Consider the following 15,251-nt stretch of genomic DNA (forward strand, 5'->3'; position numbering starts at 1 on the left):
ATCAGCCCCAGAGTAACGCAAATCTCCGATCCGTCACCCCTTTAGCGTCTCATAAGCCAGAAGCGCGCGTTCCCGCCCGGACTTGAGCGAAATTGCTGGGGTCGCTGGTGCATCCTTGTGCAAAAGCGCCCATGATTTCGGCACGGCGTCGAAATAGGACAGCGCGGTTTGCGTCGGCTGCCCCGCGCCTTCGGCGATCCAGCGGCGCAGGTAGGTGCCGTCCGGGTCGAATTTCTCCGCCTGCCCGTCCGGGTTGAAAATCCTAAAATAGGGCGCGGCGTCCGGGCCACAGCCCGCCACCCATTGCCACCCCATGGCATTCGATGCCGGGTCCCAGTCGATCAGGCAATCCTCGAACCATTTGAGCCCCACTCGCCAGTCCGTCAGCAGATGTTTCGTCAGGTAAGAGGCCGCAATCATCCGGGCGCGGTTGTGCATCGTACCGGTCACGAACATTTCGCGCATGGCGGCATCGACAAAGCTCACACCGGTGCGCCCGTGCCGCCAATTTTCTGCGTCCTCGTTGTCGCCCCGCCAGGGAAACGCGTCCCAGCCGTCACGGTGATTGCGCTCCGGCAAATCGGGTTCGTGGTATAAAAGATGATAGGCAAACTCACGCCACACGAGTTCCTTAAGAAAATGCTCCGCGCCCGCGGCCCCCTCTTCCATGGCATGAAGCCCCGCGTGCCAGATGGTCCGGGGCGAGATTTCACCATAGGTCAGGTTTTCCGACAGGCCCGAGCAAACCGGATCGGCGGGAAAATCGCGCCGGGCCTTGTAGTCGCCCACATGAGTGTCGAGGAAGACGGAAAGCCGACGCTTTGCCGACGTTTCGCCGACATGGCAATAGGGCAAAACCACCGCCGCCCCCCGGCGCATTTCGGCCCCGAGAATCCAGTCTTCCAGAGCCTCGCTTTCGGGCGCCCCGGCCCATGTGACCTGCGGTGTTTTCACCGGCTGCCCCGCCCCGATCTCGCGCACGGCCTTCCAATAGGGCGTGTAGACCTTGTAATAGCCGCCGGTTTTCGTCGAGACCGTCCAGGGCTCGAACAAAAGATGCGCATTTGAGGATTGTGCCTCGATACCGGTGTCTTTCAATGCCGATTTGACCTCGGTATCCCGCGCGATCGAGGCCTTGTCGTAAAGCCGGTTCCAGAAAACCGCCTCTGCGCCGGTCTCGGCAACGATCTGTTTTAAAACGTCTTTCGCAGACCCGGAGCGCAGAACAACCTGCCCGCCCTGAGCTTCGATGCGCTCCACGAGATGCGCAAGGCCCAGCCCAAGTCGCCATTTCGGCGCAGCCCCCAGTCCGTCCACCGTCTCGTCCCGGATGAACACCGGCAGCACGTCGCCGCGCTCTGCCGCCACCACAAGCGCCGGGTTGTCCTCAAACCGAAAATCGCGCCGGATCCACCAAATCGCCGTCATACCCTGCCCCATATCAACATCTGCCGATGATATAGGGCATTTTCATTGCCGCGACAGAGGCGGATCACGCCGCCGCCGCGTCGCGATCCTCGGCCTGCGCCGCCCACATCGCCGCATATTTGCCGCCCGCCTGCAAAAGCGCCTCATGGGTGCCGCGCTCGACCACATGGCCCGCTTCCAACACGACGATCTCGTCGCTGTCGGCAATGGTGGAGAGCCGGTGCGCGATGGTGATCACCGTGCGGCCTTCGCCAGCGAGTTTGAGCGCGCCCAAGATGCCGCGTTCGGTCTGGGTGTCGAGCGCCGATGTGGCCTCATCGAGCAGAAGGATCGGCGGGTCCTTGAGCAGCGTGCGGGCAATGCCGACGCGTTGTTTCTCGCCGCCTGAGAGTTTCAGCCCGCGTTCGCCGACCTGTGTCTCATAGCCCTCCGGCAGACCCATGATGAAGTCGTGAATCTTGGCCTTTTTCGCCGCCTCAACGATCTCTTCATAGGACGCGCCGTCGCGCCCATAGCCGATGTTGTAGCGGATCGTGTCGTTGAACAGCACCGTATCCTGCGGCACCACGCCGATGGCGGCATGCAGGCTGTCCTGCGTCACATCGCGGAGGTCCTGCCCGTCGATCATCAGCCGCCCGCCGGTCACATCATAGAAGCGGAACAACAGCCGCCCGATGGTGGATTTGCCCGATCCGGAATGGCCGACGATGGCCAATGTGCGCCCCGCCGGCACTTCAAGATCGACGCCATGCAGGATCGGCCGCGCCGGATCGTAGGCGAATTCCACATGATCGAGGGTCACCGTCCCGCCCGTCACCTTGAGCGGCTGCGCACCCGGCGCGTCGACGATCTCGGCCGGTTGTTCGAGGAGGTAGAACATATCCTCCATATCGACGATGGACTGGCGGATGTTGCGATACATCGAGCCCAAGAAGTTCAAAGGCATGGTGATCTGGATCATATAGGCGTTGACCATGACGAAATCGCCGACGGTCAGCGTGCCGTTCTGAACCCCAAGCCCCGCCAGGACCATGACCGCGATCAACCCGGAGGTGATCAGGAAGGTCTGGCCGAAGTTGAGAAAGGCGAGCGAGCGTTCGGTCTTGATCGCCGCCGTCTCATAGCCCGCCATAGCCTGATCGTAGCGCCGCGCTTCGCCGCCTTCGGCGTTGAAATATTTGACGGTTTCGAAGTTCAACAGGCTGTCGACGGCCTTCTGGTTGGCCTCCGTGTCCTGCTTGTTCATCTCGTAGCGGATTTTCACCCGCCATTCGGTGACCTTGAGGGTGAAGACCACATACGCCACGACCGTGACGGCCACGACGCCCATATACGTCCAGCCAAATGCCCCCCAGAGGATGATCAGTACCAGCCCGAGCTGAAAGATCAGGGGCGCGATGCCAAAGATCAGCACGTTCATCAGGAACGCGACGCCCTTCACCCCGCGCTCGATAATCCGGCTGAGGCCCCCGGTGCGTCGGGTCAGGTGGTAGCGCAGCGACAGCTTGTGGATGTGCTGGAAGGTCTGGAGCGCGATGACCCGCAGCGCACCCTGCTCGACCGGCGAAAACACCGCCGCGCGGAGTTGCTGGAACCCCACCTCCATCATCCGCGCCACGCCATAAGCCACGGTCAGCCCGATCGCCCCCACGGCAACGAACCACGCCGCGTCCTGTGCCGTCTCGCCCGAGAGGCTGTCGACGGCGGCCTTGTAGAACCACGGCGTGGCCACGGCGGTCAGTTTGGCGATCACCAGCAGGACGACTGAAATCACCACCTTCACACGCACGGGCGTGTTGCCCCTGGGCCAGAGATAGGGCGCGACCTTGCGCAGAACGAGCCAGCCGTTCTCGGGGTTTCGGTCGGTGGTGACGGAGGGACGCATACCTCTCATGGCAACCTTTCGGGCTAGAGCGTTTCGGGAAAAACCTGAGACACAGCTTTTCGCGAAACCTGTGGAACATCTGAATGTTGTGCGCGTTTCGAGTTATCTTTGTGCCTCAAGCCCAAATCGCAACACTTCAGATCGGAGTGAAGGGACGCCAAAATCGCGGAAAAGGCGTGGCAAGGCAAGAGGCCTTGCCCGCATACCCCTCTGGCGCTTTCTGCGCAATCTCAGAACCGGGGCGGATCACTCCTCGGGCAGTTGGAAAATCTGCCCCGGATAGATCAGGTCGGGATTGCGGATCTGGTCACGGTTGGCGTCGAACACCCGCACATAAAGGAACCCGTCGCCATAGCGTGTCGAAGCGATGCCCCAAAGCGTGTTGCCCGGCTGCACGGTGACGGAGGCGATGCGCGATGCGGGCGGCGTCACTTCTGGAACCTCCACGGTTTCGGCAACGCCCGTCTCTTGACGCGGTTCGGCCTCGGCCGTCTCTCCCGCGATCTGCGCCAGCAACGCCACCTCCTCGCGATGGAACGGGATTTCCGCCCGGCTCACCACCGCGCCCCAGGCGTCCACCTGATCGGCGCGCAGGGCATAGCGCCCGGCGGCCACATCCTTGAGTTCCGTGCGCCATTGTCCGTCTTTGCCAATCTGCGTGCGTGCAATAAGCGCCTGATCGAGATAGAGCCGCAGCGCCGCGCCCGGCTCAGCCCGCCCCGAGACGAAGACTCGCCCCTCGGGATCGTAGCTCACCGCGTCGATATGCAATGTACCGGGAGCCGTGCCGTCCTGTTGCAGCACCTTGACGCCTTCGTCATCGGCCATCAGCACCGTTGGCGCGATGGGCGAAACCACGTTGCCGTTGCCGTCGAGAATTTTCTGCGCGATGGAAGTGCCCGCCCCGGAGGCGGCCAGAGGGGCACCGCCCGCAGTTTCGATCGCCTCGGCCCCGACCTCGTCGGGCACCTCGTCCGGCGAGGTCGCGTCCGGCCGCTGCTGTGCCTCTGCCACCACCGTTTCGGCGGGGCTGGCCGGTGCGACGATCACGCTTTCGGCACTCGCCAAAGCGCCCGCGCCCGTACCGCTCACCAATTGCATTTCGCGTGCCGTCCCGGAGGCGTCGAGCCCGAACAGGGCCACGAATTCGCCTCGCTCATTGGCCTCTGCGCTGGCGACTTCGGTGCCATCGACGAGGATATGCACCTCCGTGCCCGGCTCGGCCTGTCCGGCCACGGTGGCAAGCCCGTCGGGCGGAATGCGCACGAGATCGAAGCGCGGCAGAATCTGCGCCGGGGTCGGCACGGCTTCGGCGCTCTCAATCGTCCCGTTGTCTCCGGTCGCAGGCTCTGGAACCGCCGCCACCGGCTGAGGCAAAGCCTCCTCCTCCATCGGACGCCCGAGATAGAGCACGGCCCCGATCGCCGCGACCAGCACCGCAGCCCCGACACCGGCCGCCGGCATCATCCATGCATTCTGTTTCGCCATGTTCGGCACATCCCCCTGATGGTCCGGCCCTGTCGCACGACCGTCACCCCCCGAGATTGAGACACGGATCAGGGCTGCGAGATCAAGGCTTGAGACAACCTAGCAAGGGGGCTAACAAGGGTCAAAGACTTCCTTTTTTCAAACCCGTCGCAAAGGGACCGCCATGTCATCCCAACCCGTTTCCTCCTTGTTTTCGATCTGTGTCTTCTGTGGCTCGCGCCCCGGAGGCAAGCCCGAATACGAGGCGGCGGCGACAGAGGTCGGAGAGATGATCGCGGACGAAGGCTGGCGGCTGGTCTATGGCGCGGGCGATGTCGGGTTGATGGGCGCCGTGGCGCGGGCGGCACAGGCCAAGGGGGCGGCGACCTTTGGTGTGATCCCGACCCATCTTCTGCCGAAAGAGGTCGGCAAACGCGATCTCACCACCTTCATCGTCACCGAGAACATGCATGAGCGCAAAAAGGTCATGTTCATGAATTGCGACGCCATCGTGGTGCTGCCGGGCGGCGCCGGTTCGCTCGACGAATTCTTCGAGGTGCTGACCTGGAAACAGATCGGATTGCATGACAAGCCGATCTTCCTCCTGTCGACCGAAGGCTACTGGAAACCGCTTGAGGCGCTGATCGAACATGTGATCGACGAAGGCTTCGCGCCGCTTTCCACCGCGCAATATTACGAGACGGTGCAGACGGTCGGCGAACTGGCCGAAGCTTTGCGCACCGCGCGGACCGATGCAGGTCATTGACGACATCGCGGCGCTGAACGGGACGGATGTCCTCTCCTGCCGTTTCGAAGGGCGAAACTTCGACGGGATGGACCTGTCGGACTATAGATTCGAGCTCTGCGAATTCCAGTCCTGCAGCTTCACTGGCGCAACGCTGGAAGACACCAGTTTCATCAAATGCAAGGCGATTCAGGCCGATTTCAGCTACGCCCGTCTCTCAGAGGCCCGGTTCGAGGGTTGCAACCTCTCGCTGTCACGCTGGGTCGGCAGCGATATTTCCGATGCGATCTTTCGCGATTGCAAGCTGACCGGCGCGGAGTTCCGGGACGCCCGCGCCCTCGGGGTCGACTTCAACGGCTCGGTGCTCGCGGGCGCCTATCTGCGGCAGATGAATTTCCGCAAATGCCAGCTCGAGCAGATCGACCTCAGCGAAGCCGATCTCGCGGGCTGCGATTTCCGGGAGGCCACGTTCGAACGCTGCCGGATGCAGGCGGCCCATCTCGCAACCGCCAGGTTCGAGGGCGCCGATTTGCGGCAGGCCGATCTGGGACCGCTGAGTTTTGCGAGTGCCGCCTGTTTCAAGGGCGCGATCATCTCGAAGGCGCAGGCAACCGAATTGCTTCGCGGTCTGGGCGTGACGGTTCTCTAGACCGTTCGCGTGGCCTTGCGTGCTTTGCGGCTCAGGGCCTCGCGGCGGAAAGCCTCGACGGTGTAGAGCGCCAGTGCGATCCAGATCAGCGGCATGGCGATGGCATGCCAATGGGTGAAAGGTTCGGCAAAGATCAGCACGGCGACAAGGAATTGCAGCGTCGAGTTCCAATATTGCCCCATGCCGACCACCGTAAGCGGCAGACGACGCGCGGCGGCGGTGAAGAAGATCAGCGGCACGCCGGTGATCAGCCCCGAGAAGATCAGAAGCACCGTATCCTTGAGCGAGTGCCCGAAGGCGCCTGCGGGCTGTGCCTCCGTCCCGCCCCAGCCCGCAAGATACGCGCCCACGAGCCAGACCAGCGCGATCGGCAACAAAAGCACCACCTCGGCGGTCACAGACAGGATCGGCCCGGCGTCGAGCGTCTTCTTGATCGCGCCGTAGATCGAAAAGGTCACGGCAAGTGTCAGCGCGATCCAGGGCAGCGCACCGAGCCCGACGCTCAGCACGACGACGGCGAGCGCGGCCAGCCCCAGCGCCGCATATTGCAGGCCGGAGAGCCGTTCGCGAAACATCGCCATGCCGATGACGGTCGCGACCAGCGGAAAGATGTAATAGCCGAAGGCGGCCTCAAGCGCCTGCCCCGACTGGATCGCATAGATGAACAGCCCCCAGTTGACCGACACGAAAAGCGCGGCGGCCAGCACCTTGCCCGCCTGCGGTCCGGTCATCAGGGCGCGCAATTCGCCCAACCGGCCCTGCAACCCGATCCAGAGACCGAAAAGCAGACAGGTCCAGAGCGTGCGATGCGCCAGCACCTCGAAGGCAGGCACATCGGCCACCGCCTTGTAATACAGCGGCGAGAGACCCCATGCGGTCTGGGCGATCAGGAGGGCGACATAGCCTTTTTGCGTTTCGGTCATGGCCGTGACAAAGCGCCTTTTTCCCACCCTTTGGCAAGAGGCGAAAACGCACAGGGGCTCAGGTGTCCTGCCTGCCATCGCTGGCGAAAGCCTGAATCGCGCGCAGGAAAATCTCCGCGCCGACAGGAATGAGCCCGTCGGGAAAATCGAAATCCGGGTTGTGCAGTTCCGGCTGATCCTCGCCCGAGCCCAAGAACAGCATGGCCGCCGGGATTTCCGTGCCGAACAGGCCGAAATCCTCGGACGGGCACATCGGGATTGCCCCCTCGGCACGCGGCAGGCCCGTACAGGCGCGCTCCAGCAGCGCCGTGGCCTCCGGCGCATTGACCGAATGGCTGAACGCATCGTGGAGAGTGATCTCGGGTGCGAACCCTGCGGCGGTGGTCTCGATCAGAGCGCGGGCCTCGGCCTCGAGCGCAGCCATTTCAGAATTGAACAAAGTTCGCAATGTGATCTGAAGTTCGGCCTCGCCGGGGCTGATGCCAAAAGACGGCACACCGAGCCGGGCATGGGTGACGGTGCATAGCCGAAACCCCGGATCTTCGGTCGGCAGATCGCGCGACAGGGCCCCGAGCGCGGGGATCAGCGCAGAGAGCGCCAGCCCCGGCGAACGGCCGTTTTCGGGGCGGGCCGCGTGCGAGGTCTGCCCCGTCAACCGAATGTGCAACCCGCGTGAGGCGCAGGCGACAGGGCCTTCTTTGAGCGCCACGGCCCCAAGGGGCAATTTTGGAAGATTGTGCAGCGAGATCGCCAGATCGGGTTTGATTGCATCGAATTTCGGATCGGCCAACACCAGACGCGCCCCCGCCCCGGTCTCTTCCGCGGGTTGGAAAAGTAGGACGACACGACAGTCCGGAGCCCGCTTTGAGAGCGCCGTCGCCACCGCAAAGAGCGTGGCCATATGCCCGTCATGGCCACAAAGATGCCCGACACCTTCGTGCTCCGAGCGATAGTCTGGCCCGGTCGCCTCAAGGATCGGCAGCGCATCGAGTTCGGCACGGATCATCAAAGTTTTCGGTCCGACTCCGAACAGCGCTGCGATCCCCGTGCCCCCCAGCCCCTCGATCACCTCTGCGCCAAGCGCCCGCATCCGCGCGGCCATGCGTTTCGCGGTTTCATGCTCGGCACCGGAGACTTCGGGAAAGCGGTGCAGCTCATGGCGCAGTGCCACGGCCTCGGACAGCATGTCCGGGGTGAGGGTTCAGGCGTTGGGAAGCGGCGTCATCTCGGTGTCTCTTGTCGTCAGATCAACGGCACCCTGTCATGTGTCACGCGCGAGGGAAAGAGCCCTCCGTCACACCACGTCAGGGCAGACACTGCGCTTCGACGGCCCGGGCAAAGCCCATGACATCGGCTATGAGTTCGGGATCCTCTGCGCCACTGTATCCCGCCGACACCACCAGGGTCTGCGCCGCCGCGACATTTCCACCCGAGAGGGCAATGGCGATACGGATCACATCCGGATCGAGCGTCCTTTCCGCCACCCCATAGGCACAGTCGCGCACCACGGGGCTTTCGCCCTCCGCCATACAGCCGTTCACATAAGCGGTTTTCAAATCCTCCGCCTGTGCAACGCCGATCTGACACATCACCGTCAGCCCTGCCGCCATGACATATTTCATCCACCCCTCCTGATCCTTGACGCGTGTACCGCAAGGCTGAGTGTCGGAGCATTTGATATCAATTGGAAAATCTCGCGCCCCCGCCCCGAAATGCAAAAAGGGCACCACATGGGCGCCCTTTCCAAAATCCGGCATCGTCTCACGACTTACATGCGGGAGGCGACGTTTTCCCAGTTCACCAGCTTGTCGAGGAAGTTCGACAGGTAGACCGGGCGTTTGTTGCGGAAGTCGATGTAGTAGGAGTGTTCCCACACGTCGCAGCCGAGAAGCGCGGTCTGACCGAAGCAGAGCGGGTTCACGCCGTTTTCGGTCTTGGTCACTTTGAGCGAACCGTCGGTGTCTTTCACCAGCCAGGCCCAGCCGGAGCCGAACTGGGACGCGCCAGCGGCCGCAAATTGTTTCTTGAACTCGTCGACGGTGCCGAAGGCTTCGACCAGAGCTTTTTCAAGCTCGCCCGGCATTTTCTTCTCGCCCGGACCCATCATTTCCCAGAACTGGGTGTGGTTCCAGTGCTGGGACGCGTTGTTGAACAGGCCCGACTGCGCCACGGCGCCAGCGGCATAGGTGCCTTTGATGATCTCTTCGACCGATTTGCCTTCCCACTCGGTGCCAGCAGCCAGCGTGTTGCCGGTGGTCACATAAGCGTTGTGGTGCAGGTCGTGGTGATATTCCAGCGTCTCTTGCGACATGCCGAGATCAGCGAGTGCGTCGTAGGCATAGGGAAGATCGGGAAGTTCAAAAGCCATTGGGGCCTCCATAATTCAGAAGTTGTGCGTTTCTGTCAGGCATATACCTGATCCGATGACCGGCTCGGGTCAAGGGAGAAACTTTGGAATCGTTCCAAAAATCGCGAACATGGGTTGTTCACCCTTCAACCATCCGTTTTCCGTGCACCCGACCGGGCGCCACGGATCAGGTCTGGACTGGACTCAATTGTCCGGCAGGTCGATCTGGATTTCCGGTTCGTCGCCGATCGGCGGCACATCGCCCCCCGTGAAGAGATAATAGGCGATCCCAGCCACCAGCACGAGCATCGCCCCCACCAGAATGCCGATCCCAGTATTACCGCCACCGTTATTGCCACTCATGTCTTTCTCCTTAAGTCTGGGCCATGACAGGCCGCTTAGATGAGAAACGATTGACGTTGCGATTGGTTCCAAATAGGGCATTTATGAAAGATCAATTAGAAACATTTAGATTTTTCTGAAGATGATCCATGGACTTGGGGGATCAGACGACATAGTTTTTTTCAGAAGCGAAAGCAATGAACTACACCAGAGAACAGTTTGCCTTGGATCTGCGCCGTGAGTGCGTTGATGACGTCGTAACGTCATCCGAACAATCGTTACAAAACCCTCCGGGACGCAAACCCGCAAAGCGACTTGTGACGTTGTCTAAATGGTACAGGTCTCTGGATGAGGAGCAACAACGGACCTGCCGTCAGCTTATGGAGTACATTGCCGAAGCCTCGCTGTTTTCAACCCTTACGGTGCTCGATGGCGCGTCTCTTATCGCCGAGGACATACGCGACGCCGAACTTCGACTGACCCTCAAGAAGGACGGCGAAGAACTTCTGCTGTCCAGCAGTGAACACAGCGCCGATCTTGGAAGCGACCTTCATGAATTGATGTTCCCTTCTCTGGAATAAATCTTCCCCACGAGCCATTCGGTCACACCCGCGTCATAAGGGGTTTCGCAAAGCCCGTCCGCCGGATACACCCTTGCAACGGAATTCTCTTTGACGGACCCTGATATGACCTTCTGGATCATCGCTTTCGCCATCGCCCTCCTGTCCGCGATCCCGCTGGCCCTTGCGCTCCGGCGCGCCCATGGCATCGGCGATGTCGACAGTTCCACTGCCGAGGTGGAGATGAAGGTCTACCGCGACCAGCTCAAGGAAGTGGACCGCGACGAGGCTCGCGGCGTGCTCTCCGCCGAGGACGCCAAACGCGCCCGGATCGAGGTCTCGCGCCGTCTCCTCGATGCCGACAAGGCCCGCGCCAGCGAAAAGCACGGTGTGCGTGGCGCGCCGATCTGGGCCGCCGCCGTGCTCTTTGCCGCAGTCAGCGGCGGTGCGCTTTGGCTCTACAACGATCTCGGTGCGCCGGGCTACGAGGACCTGCCGCTCACCCATCGCATCGAACTGGCCGAAGAGGCCCGTGCCAACCGCCCGACACAGGACGCGATCGAACAGATGCGCCCGCCCTCGCCGCCCATCATGGAACCGGACGAGCGCCTCACGACCTTGCTTGTCCAGCTGCGCGATGCGCTCACCACTAGGCCCGACGATCTTCAGGGCCATATCCTTCTGGCACGCAACGAGGCCGTGGCCGGCAATTACCGCGCCGCCTATGAGGCGCAGAAACAGGTGATCCGCATCAAGGGCCCCGGCGCCACCGCCGACGATTACGCCGATCTGGCCGATATGATGATCCTCGCTGCGGGCGGCTTTGTCTCGCCGGAGGCCGAGGACGCACTCACCAAGGCGCTGCAACGCGATCCGCAGAACGGCACGGCGATCTATTACTCCGGCCTCATGTTTGCCCAGACCGGGCGCCCCGACATGACCTTCCGGCTCTGGCAACCGCTCCTGTCCTCGTCCTCCGCCGAAGACCCCTGGGTGATGCCGATCCGGCAGCAGATCGAGAGCGTCGCACAGGCCGCAGGCATCCGCTATACCCTGCCGCCTGCCCCGATGGCCGGGGGCTTGCGCGGCCCGACGCAGGAAGATGTCGAAGCCACCGCCGACATGACCCCCGAGGAACGTCAGGAGATGATCCGCGGCATGGTCGAAGGCCTCGCGGCCCGTCTCGCCAATGAAGGCGGCAGCCCGGAGGAATGGTCGCGACTGATTTCCTCGCTCGCCATGCTGGGCGAAACGGAGCGCGCCAAGGCGATCTGGGGCGAGGCACAGGTGATCTTCGGCGCAACCCCCGAGGCTCTGGCGGTCGTGCGTCAGGGCGCGGAACGTGCGGGTCTGGTCGAATGAGCGCGCTGATCACCGATGATATTGCGGTGTTCAAGGCCGCCGTGACCCCGATGTGCCCGCTTGCCGGGCTGGATTTCGGCGACAAGACCATTGGCGTGGCAATCTCCGACCGGCTGCACTCGGTCGCCTCCCCCACGGATACGATCCGGCGCAAGAAATTCACGCTGGATGCCGAGGCACTGCTCAAGCTGCTCGCGTCGCGCGAAGTGAGTGGCATCGTCTTGGGCCTGCCGCGCAACATGGACGGCACCGAGGGCCCGCGCTGTCAGAAAACTCGCGCTTTCGCGCGCAATCTCGGCCAATTGACAGATCTGCCAATCACCTTCTGGGACGAACGCCTGTCGTCGGTCGCCGCCGACCGAGCCATGCTGGAGGCCGACATGTCCCGCGCCAAACGCGCCGAGAAAATCGACCAGGTGGCGGCGGGCGTGATCCTTCAAGGGGCTCTGGACAGGCTCAGAAACCTATGACGGACGACATCTGGAAACGCGACGAGATCGAAAGCCCCTGCACGAAGATCTGTCAAATTCACCCGGACACAAGGCTTTGCCTTGGCTGCGCCCGCTCAATCGACGAAATCGGGCGCTGGTCCTCGATGTCCGCTGAAGAGCGTCGCGCCATCATGGCTGAACTGCCCAACCGCTCACCGGCCCCGACCAAACGCCGTGGCGGCCGCGCGGCGCGGTTGAAACGGATGGAATGAGTATTTGAGCACAAAGGAGACGGGTTTCCTTTGTGCCCGAAATACTCAAAACCTCACCCCATCAGCGCCTTGCGCAGCATGTTGAGCGCCACGAGGATCAGGAAGCCGCCAAACACGCGTTTCAGGGGTTTCGGGTCCATGGCATGGGCGATCTTTGCCCCTAGAGGGGCCGTGATCAGCGTCATGCAGATGACCAGAAGGAAGGCTGCGATATTGACCGCCCCCACGGTAAAGGGGGGCGTCACATCGGCGGGCAGATCGACAAAGAGAAAGCCGATCACCGAAGGGATCGCGATGATCGCGCCAAAGCCTGCGGCGGTGGCCACGGCACGGTGGATCGGCACGCCGTAAAGCGTCATCGTCGGCACCCCGAAGGAGCCGCCACCAATGCCCATGAGCACGGACAGGAACCCGATCAGCGGCGAGATGATCCCCCGCATGATCCCCTTGGGCATCTCCGAGCCGATCCGCCATGCGGAATTGCCGAAGGCCATGTAGAGCCCGATGAAGATCGCGACCCCGCCAAAGATCATCTGCAATGTGGCCGAGCGCAGGCTGGAGGCGACCAGCACGCCGATGATTGCGCCGACGACGATCCCCGGCGCAAAGCTCTTGAGGATGGGCCATTCCACCGCGCCCTTTTTGTGGTGCGACAGAACGGAGCGGATCGAGGTCACGATGATCGTCGCCAAAGACGTGGCGAGACATATCTGCATGAGTTGCGGACTGTCATAGCCCAGCCCAGAGAAGGCGTAATAGAAGGCGGGGACGAGAACGATGCCGCCCCCCACGCCCAAAAGGCCTGCAAGAATGCCCGCGAACGCGCCGATGACGGCGATCAGGGCGGCGAAGGGGAGAAGCGTTGCGAAATCCATGGCGCAAAGCGTTAACGACAAAACGCGCCCCTGAAAAGAGCGCGTTTTTCAAAGCCTGTGCCTGCGTTTCCGATCAGAGTTCGACCAGCACCCGGCCCTTCACCCCGCCCTTGAGGATCGCAGCGCCGAGCGCGGGCAGGTCTTCCAGCGTCACCGACTGCACCATCTCCTCGAGTTTTTCCATCGGAAGGTCGGTGGCGATCCGGTTCCAGCAGCGGATGCGGTTCTCTTTCGGCTGCATGACGGAATCGATGCCCAGCAGGTTCACGCCGCGCAACAGGAACGGGATCACCGAGGTCGGCAAATCGGCCCCGCCCGCAAGCCCCACCGCGGCCACCGAACCGCCATATTTCATCTGGCCGAGGATGCGCGCCAGCATTGCGCCCCCCACCGCATCGACACAGCCCGCCCAGGTCTCGGATTCGAGCGGACGTTTGACCGTCTCCGCGATTTCTTCACGCGCCACGAGCCGGCTTGCGCCCAAGGATTTGAGATAGCCAGCCCCTGCGGGACGCCCGGTGACGGCGGCGACCTCATAGCCGAGATGCGCGAGAATGGCTGTCGCAACGGAGCCGACCCCACCCGAGGCACCGGTGACCAGAACGGGCCCCTTGTCAGGCGTCAGACCGTGATCTTCGAGTGCCATGACCGCCAGCATCGCGGTGAACCCGGCCGTGCCGACCGCCATGGCTTGCCGTGTCGAGAGCCCTTCGGGCAGCGGCACCAGCCAATCCGATTTGACCCGCGCCTTTTCGGCATAGCCGCCCCAATGCACCTCCCCGACGCGCCAGCCGGTCAGCACCACCTTGTCGCCGGGGTGGAATTCGGGGCTGTCGGAGCGCTCGACCGTCCCGGCAAAGTCGATCCCCGGCACATGCGGATAGTGCCGCACCAGCCCGCCGCCCTTTTTCGAGAGGCACAGCCCATCCTTGTAATTCAGCGTCGAATATTCGACTTTCACCGTGACATCGCCTTCGGGCAGAAGATCTTCGGAAATGTCCTTGATATGCGGTTCGGCCAGCCCCTCGGCAGTCTGTTCCATGACCAAAGCTTTCATGCGGTCCTCCTTGCTATGCTGCATGAGATTTGCTTAAATGTCTGACAAATGAAAACACAATGCAAGCAAATGTCTGACAAATACGTCGGGCCATGGTTTGAATGTCAGACAATAAAGAAAAACAAAATATGTCCAGAGACTTGTCAACCGTGATCGCGGATGCGATCCGAGCCGATATTGCTTCTGGCAAGCTGGCGGCAGATCAACGCCTGCCCTCGGAATCGGAACTGGCCGAGGCCCATGGCGTGTCGCGGGCGACCGTACGCGAAGCACTCAAACGCTTGGCGGCGCAGAGCCTGATCCGCACGCGGCGCGGGGCCGCTGGCGGGGCGTTCGTGCATCGGCAAAGCTTCGAGGAAGCATGCGCCGACATGGCTTCCAAGGCGACGCTTCTGATCGGATTGAACGAGATCGACATCGCCACCGCCTGCGAAGCGCGCTTTGCGCTTGAGCGCGGTTGCATGCGACTGGCCGCCAAGCATCGCGGCCCGGAGCATCTCGACATCATGCGACGAGAGATTGCCCGACAGAAGGATCCGGAACTGAGCGACGAGGCGTTCTGCGCCTCCGATGTTGCGTTTCACCGGGCCCTAGTGGATGCGGCGGGCAATCCGGTGCTGTCATGGCAACTGGCGGCAGCGGTCGAGGGAATCGAGCCGCTGATGAACATGATCACCTATCGCCAGCGCGACCGCGATGCCGTGATCGGCCTGCATGAGGCCATTGCCGATGCGCTGGAAGCGCGGGTCGGATCGAAGCTCGAAATCCTGATTGATTACCTGCGGGAACAGACCCTGCGCACCGCCCATGCGGCGCAGGGCCATCGGCTTGCGGCCAAACCGGAAAGTCCGCATCCAAGAGATTGATCGCCTAAATTTGATCAAATTTAGGGCAAACTCCCGAAAAAA

Annotated in this window: 17 protein-coding genes; 7 read left to right on the top strand and 10 right to left on the bottom strand. The window is 62.3% G+C overall.

Going from position 1 to position 15,251, the window contains the following annotated elements; genetic code table 11:
* Positions 1–33 precede the first annotated feature (33 nt).
* The 3 genes from NH195_RS14140 to NH195_RS14150 form a co-directional block, all read right to left on the bottom strand.
* A complete protein-coding gene (locus NH195_RS14140) occupies positions 34–1,428 on the bottom strand; it encodes a cryptochrome/photolyase family protein (protein WP_081423950.1) in 1,395 nt (464 codons plus the stop codon).
* 64 nt (positions 1,429–1,492) lie between these two features.
* Positions 1,493–3,313, bottom strand: a complete 1,821-nt coding sequence (locus NH195_RS14145) for an ABCB family ABC transporter ATP-binding protein/permease (protein WP_081423941.1) — start codon at positions 3,311–3,313, stop codon at positions 1,493–1,495.
* A 246-nt stretch (positions 3,314–3,559) separates the two neighbouring features.
* Complete coding sequence (locus NH195_RS14150; protein ID WP_066708180.1) at positions 3,560–4,801, bottom strand: LysM peptidoglycan-binding domain-containing protein; 1,242 nt, start codon at positions 4,799–4,801, stop codon at positions 3,560–3,562.
* 163 nt (positions 4,802–4,964) lie between these two features.
* Between NH195_RS14150 and NH195_RS14155 the strand changes: the two genes are divergently transcribed.
* A complete protein-coding gene (locus tag NH195_RS14155; protein ID WP_066708183.1) occupies positions 4,965–5,546 on the top strand; it encodes an LOG family protein in 582 nt (193 codons plus the stop codon).
* Positions 5,533–6,174 (top strand): pentapeptide repeat-containing protein, encoded by a 642-nt coding sequence (locus tag NH195_RS14160; RefSeq protein WP_066708186.1) that lies wholly within the window; start codon positions 5,533–5,535, stop codon positions 6,172–6,174. The genes NH195_RS14155 and NH195_RS14160 overlap by 14 nt, the downstream gene beginning before the upstream one ends.
* Here the strand turns inward: NH195_RS14160 and rarD are convergent.
* The 5 genes from rarD to NH195_RS21260 form a co-directional block, all read right to left on the bottom strand.
* Positions 6,171–7,097, bottom strand: coding sequence for an EamA family transporter RarD (gene rarD / locus NH195_RS14165; RefSeq protein ID WP_066708189.1), 927 nt, complete (start codon positions 7,095–7,097; stop codon positions 6,171–6,173). The genes NH195_RS14160 and rarD overlap by 4 nt on opposite strands.
* Before the next feature lie 58 nt (positions 7,098–7,155).
* Positions 7,156–8,283, bottom strand: a complete 1,128-nt coding sequence (locus NH195_RS14170; protein WP_066708192.1) for an amidohydrolase — start codon at positions 8,281–8,283, stop codon at positions 7,156–7,158.
* A 118-nt stretch (positions 8,284–8,401) separates the two neighbouring features.
* Positions 8,402–8,719, bottom strand: a complete 318-nt coding sequence (locus tag NH195_RS14175; RefSeq protein WP_066708195.1) for a hypothetical protein — start codon at positions 8,717–8,719, stop codon at positions 8,402–8,404.
* A gap of 146 nt (positions 8,720–8,865) precedes the next feature.
* A complete protein-coding gene (locus tag NH195_RS14180) occupies positions 8,866–9,465 on the bottom strand; it encodes a superoxide dismutase (RefSeq protein WP_066708198.1) in 600 nt (199 codons plus the stop codon).
* 183 nt (positions 9,466–9,648) lie between these two features.
* The gene (locus NH195_RS21260) at positions 9,649–9,807 is read right to left on the bottom strand and encodes a hypothetical protein (RefSeq protein ID WP_155846185.1); all 159 of its coding nucleotides are present in this window, start codon (positions 9,805–9,807) and stop codon (positions 9,649–9,651) included.
* A gap of 176 nt (positions 9,808–9,983) precedes the next feature.
* On the opposite strand from NH195_RS21260, the gene NH195_RS21265 reads away from it, so the two are divergent.
* The 4 genes from NH195_RS21265 (at position 9,984) to NH195_RS14200 (ending at position 12,411) form a co-directional block, all read left to right on the top strand.
* Entirely contained in the window at positions 9,984–10,367 is a 384-nt protein-coding gene (locus NH195_RS21265; protein ID WP_155846186.1) for a hypothetical protein, read from the top strand.
* A 105-nt stretch (positions 10,368–10,472) separates the two neighbouring features.
* Positions 10,473–11,708 (top strand): c-type cytochrome biogenesis protein CcmI, encoded by a 1,236-nt coding sequence (gene ccmI / locus NH195_RS14190; protein WP_066708205.1) that lies wholly within the window; start codon positions 10,473–10,475, stop codon positions 11,706–11,708.
* A 5-nt stretch (positions 11,709–11,713) separates the two neighbouring features.
* Positions 11,714–12,178, top strand: a complete 465-nt coding sequence (ruvX, locus tag NH195_RS14195) for a Holliday junction resolvase RuvX (protein ID WP_066708318.1) — start codon at positions 11,714–11,716, stop codon at positions 12,176–12,178.
* Positions 12,175–12,411, top strand: coding sequence for a DUF1289 domain-containing protein (locus NH195_RS14200; protein ID WP_066708208.1), 237 nt, complete (start codon positions 12,175–12,177; stop codon positions 12,409–12,411). The genes ruvX and NH195_RS14200 overlap by 4 nt, the downstream gene beginning before the upstream one ends.
* Before the next feature lie 53 nt (positions 12,412–12,464).
* On the opposite strand, the gene NH195_RS14205 is transcribed toward NH195_RS14200, so the two are convergent.
* Together NH195_RS14205 and NH195_RS14210 are read right to left on the bottom strand one after the other, a co-directional pair.
* Entirely contained in the window at positions 12,465–13,286 is an 822-nt protein-coding gene (locus NH195_RS14205; protein ID WP_066708211.1) for a sulfite exporter TauE/SafE family protein, read from the bottom strand.
* 73 nt (positions 13,287–13,359) lie between these two features.
* Complete coding sequence (locus tag NH195_RS14210; protein WP_066708214.1) at positions 13,360–14,343, bottom strand: MDR family oxidoreductase; 984 nt, start codon at positions 14,341–14,343, stop codon at positions 13,360–13,362.
* Between the two features lie 128 nt (positions 14,344–14,471).
* Between NH195_RS14210 and NH195_RS14215 the strand changes: the two genes are divergently transcribed.
* The gene (locus NH195_RS14215; RefSeq protein ID WP_066708217.1) at positions 14,472–15,209 is read left to right on the top strand and encodes a FadR/GntR family transcriptional regulator; all 738 of its coding nucleotides are present in this window, start codon (positions 14,472–14,474) and stop codon (positions 15,207–15,209) included.
* The last annotated feature ends 42 nt before the right edge of the window (positions 15,210–15,251 follow it).

This window comes from Celeribacter ethanolicus, from assembly GCF_001550095.1.
In the GTDB taxonomy this organism is placed as follows: domain Bacteria; phylum Pseudomonadota; class Alphaproteobacteria; order Rhodobacterales; family Rhodobacteraceae; genus Celeribacter; species Celeribacter ethanolicus.

What these genes read in the sequence shown, in the direction of transcription:
- NH195_RS14140 (WP_081423950.1), bottom strand. Translation starts at nt 1,428, where the DNA reads ATGACGGCGATTTGGTGGATCCGGCGCGATTTTCGGTTTGAGGACAAC.
- NH195_RS14145 (WP_081423941.1), bottom strand. Translation starts at nt 3,313, where the DNA reads ATGCGTCCCTCCGTCACCACCGACCGAAACCCCGAGAACGGCTGGCTC.
- NH195_RS14150 (WP_066708180.1), bottom strand. Translation starts at nt 4,801, where the DNA reads ATGGCGAAACAGAATGCATGGATGATGCCGGCGGCCGGTGTCGGGGCT.
- NH195_RS14155 (WP_066708183.1), top strand. Translation starts at nt 4,965, where the DNA reads ATGTCATCCCAACCCGTTTCCTCCTTGTTTTCGATCTGTGTCTTCTGT.
- NH195_RS14160 (WP_066708186.1), top strand. Translation starts at nt 5,533, where the DNA reads ATGCAGGTCATTGACGACATCGCGGCGCTGAACGGGACGGATGTCCTC.
- rarD (WP_066708189.1), bottom strand. Translation starts at nt 7,097, where the DNA reads ATGACCGAAACGCAAAAAGGCTATGTCGCCCTCCTGATCGCCCAGACC.
- NH195_RS14170 (WP_066708192.1), bottom strand. Translation starts at nt 8,283, where the DNA reads ATGCTGTCCGAGGCCGTGGCACTGCGCCATGAGCTGCACCGCTTTCCC.
- NH195_RS14175 (WP_066708195.1), bottom strand. Translation starts at nt 8,719, where the DNA reads ATGAAATATGTCATGGCGGCAGGGCTGACGGTGATGTGTCAGATCGGC.
- NH195_RS14180 (WP_066708198.1), bottom strand. Translation starts at nt 9,465, where the DNA reads ATGGCTTTTGAACTTCCCGATCTTCCCTATGCCTACGACGCACTCGCT.
- NH195_RS21260 (WP_155846185.1), bottom strand. Translation starts at nt 9,807, where the DNA reads ATGAGTGGCAATAACGGTGGCGGTAATACTGGGATCGGCATTCTGGTG.
- NH195_RS21265 (WP_155846186.1), top strand. Translation starts at nt 9,984, where the DNA reads ATGAACTACACCAGAGAACAGTTTGCCTTGGATCTGCGCCGTGAGTGC.
- ccmI (WP_066708205.1), top strand. Translation starts at nt 10,473, where the DNA reads ATGACCTTCTGGATCATCGCTTTCGCCATCGCCCTCCTGTCCGCGATC.
- NH195_RS14200 (WP_066708208.1), top strand. Translation starts at nt 12,175, where the DNA reads ATGACGGACGACATCTGGAAACGCGACGAGATCGAAAGCCCCTGCACG.
- NH195_RS14205 (WP_066708211.1), bottom strand. Translation starts at nt 13,286, where the DNA reads ATGGATTTCGCAACGCTTCTCCCCTTCGCCGCCCTGATCGCCGTCATC.
- NH195_RS14210 (WP_066708214.1), bottom strand. Translation starts at nt 14,343, where the DNA reads ATGAAAGCTTTGGTCATGGAACAGACTGCCGAGGGGCTGGCCGAACCG.
- NH195_RS14215 (WP_066708217.1), top strand. Translation starts at nt 14,472, where the DNA reads ATGTCCAGAGACTTGTCAACCGTGATCGCGGATGCGATCCGAGCCGAT.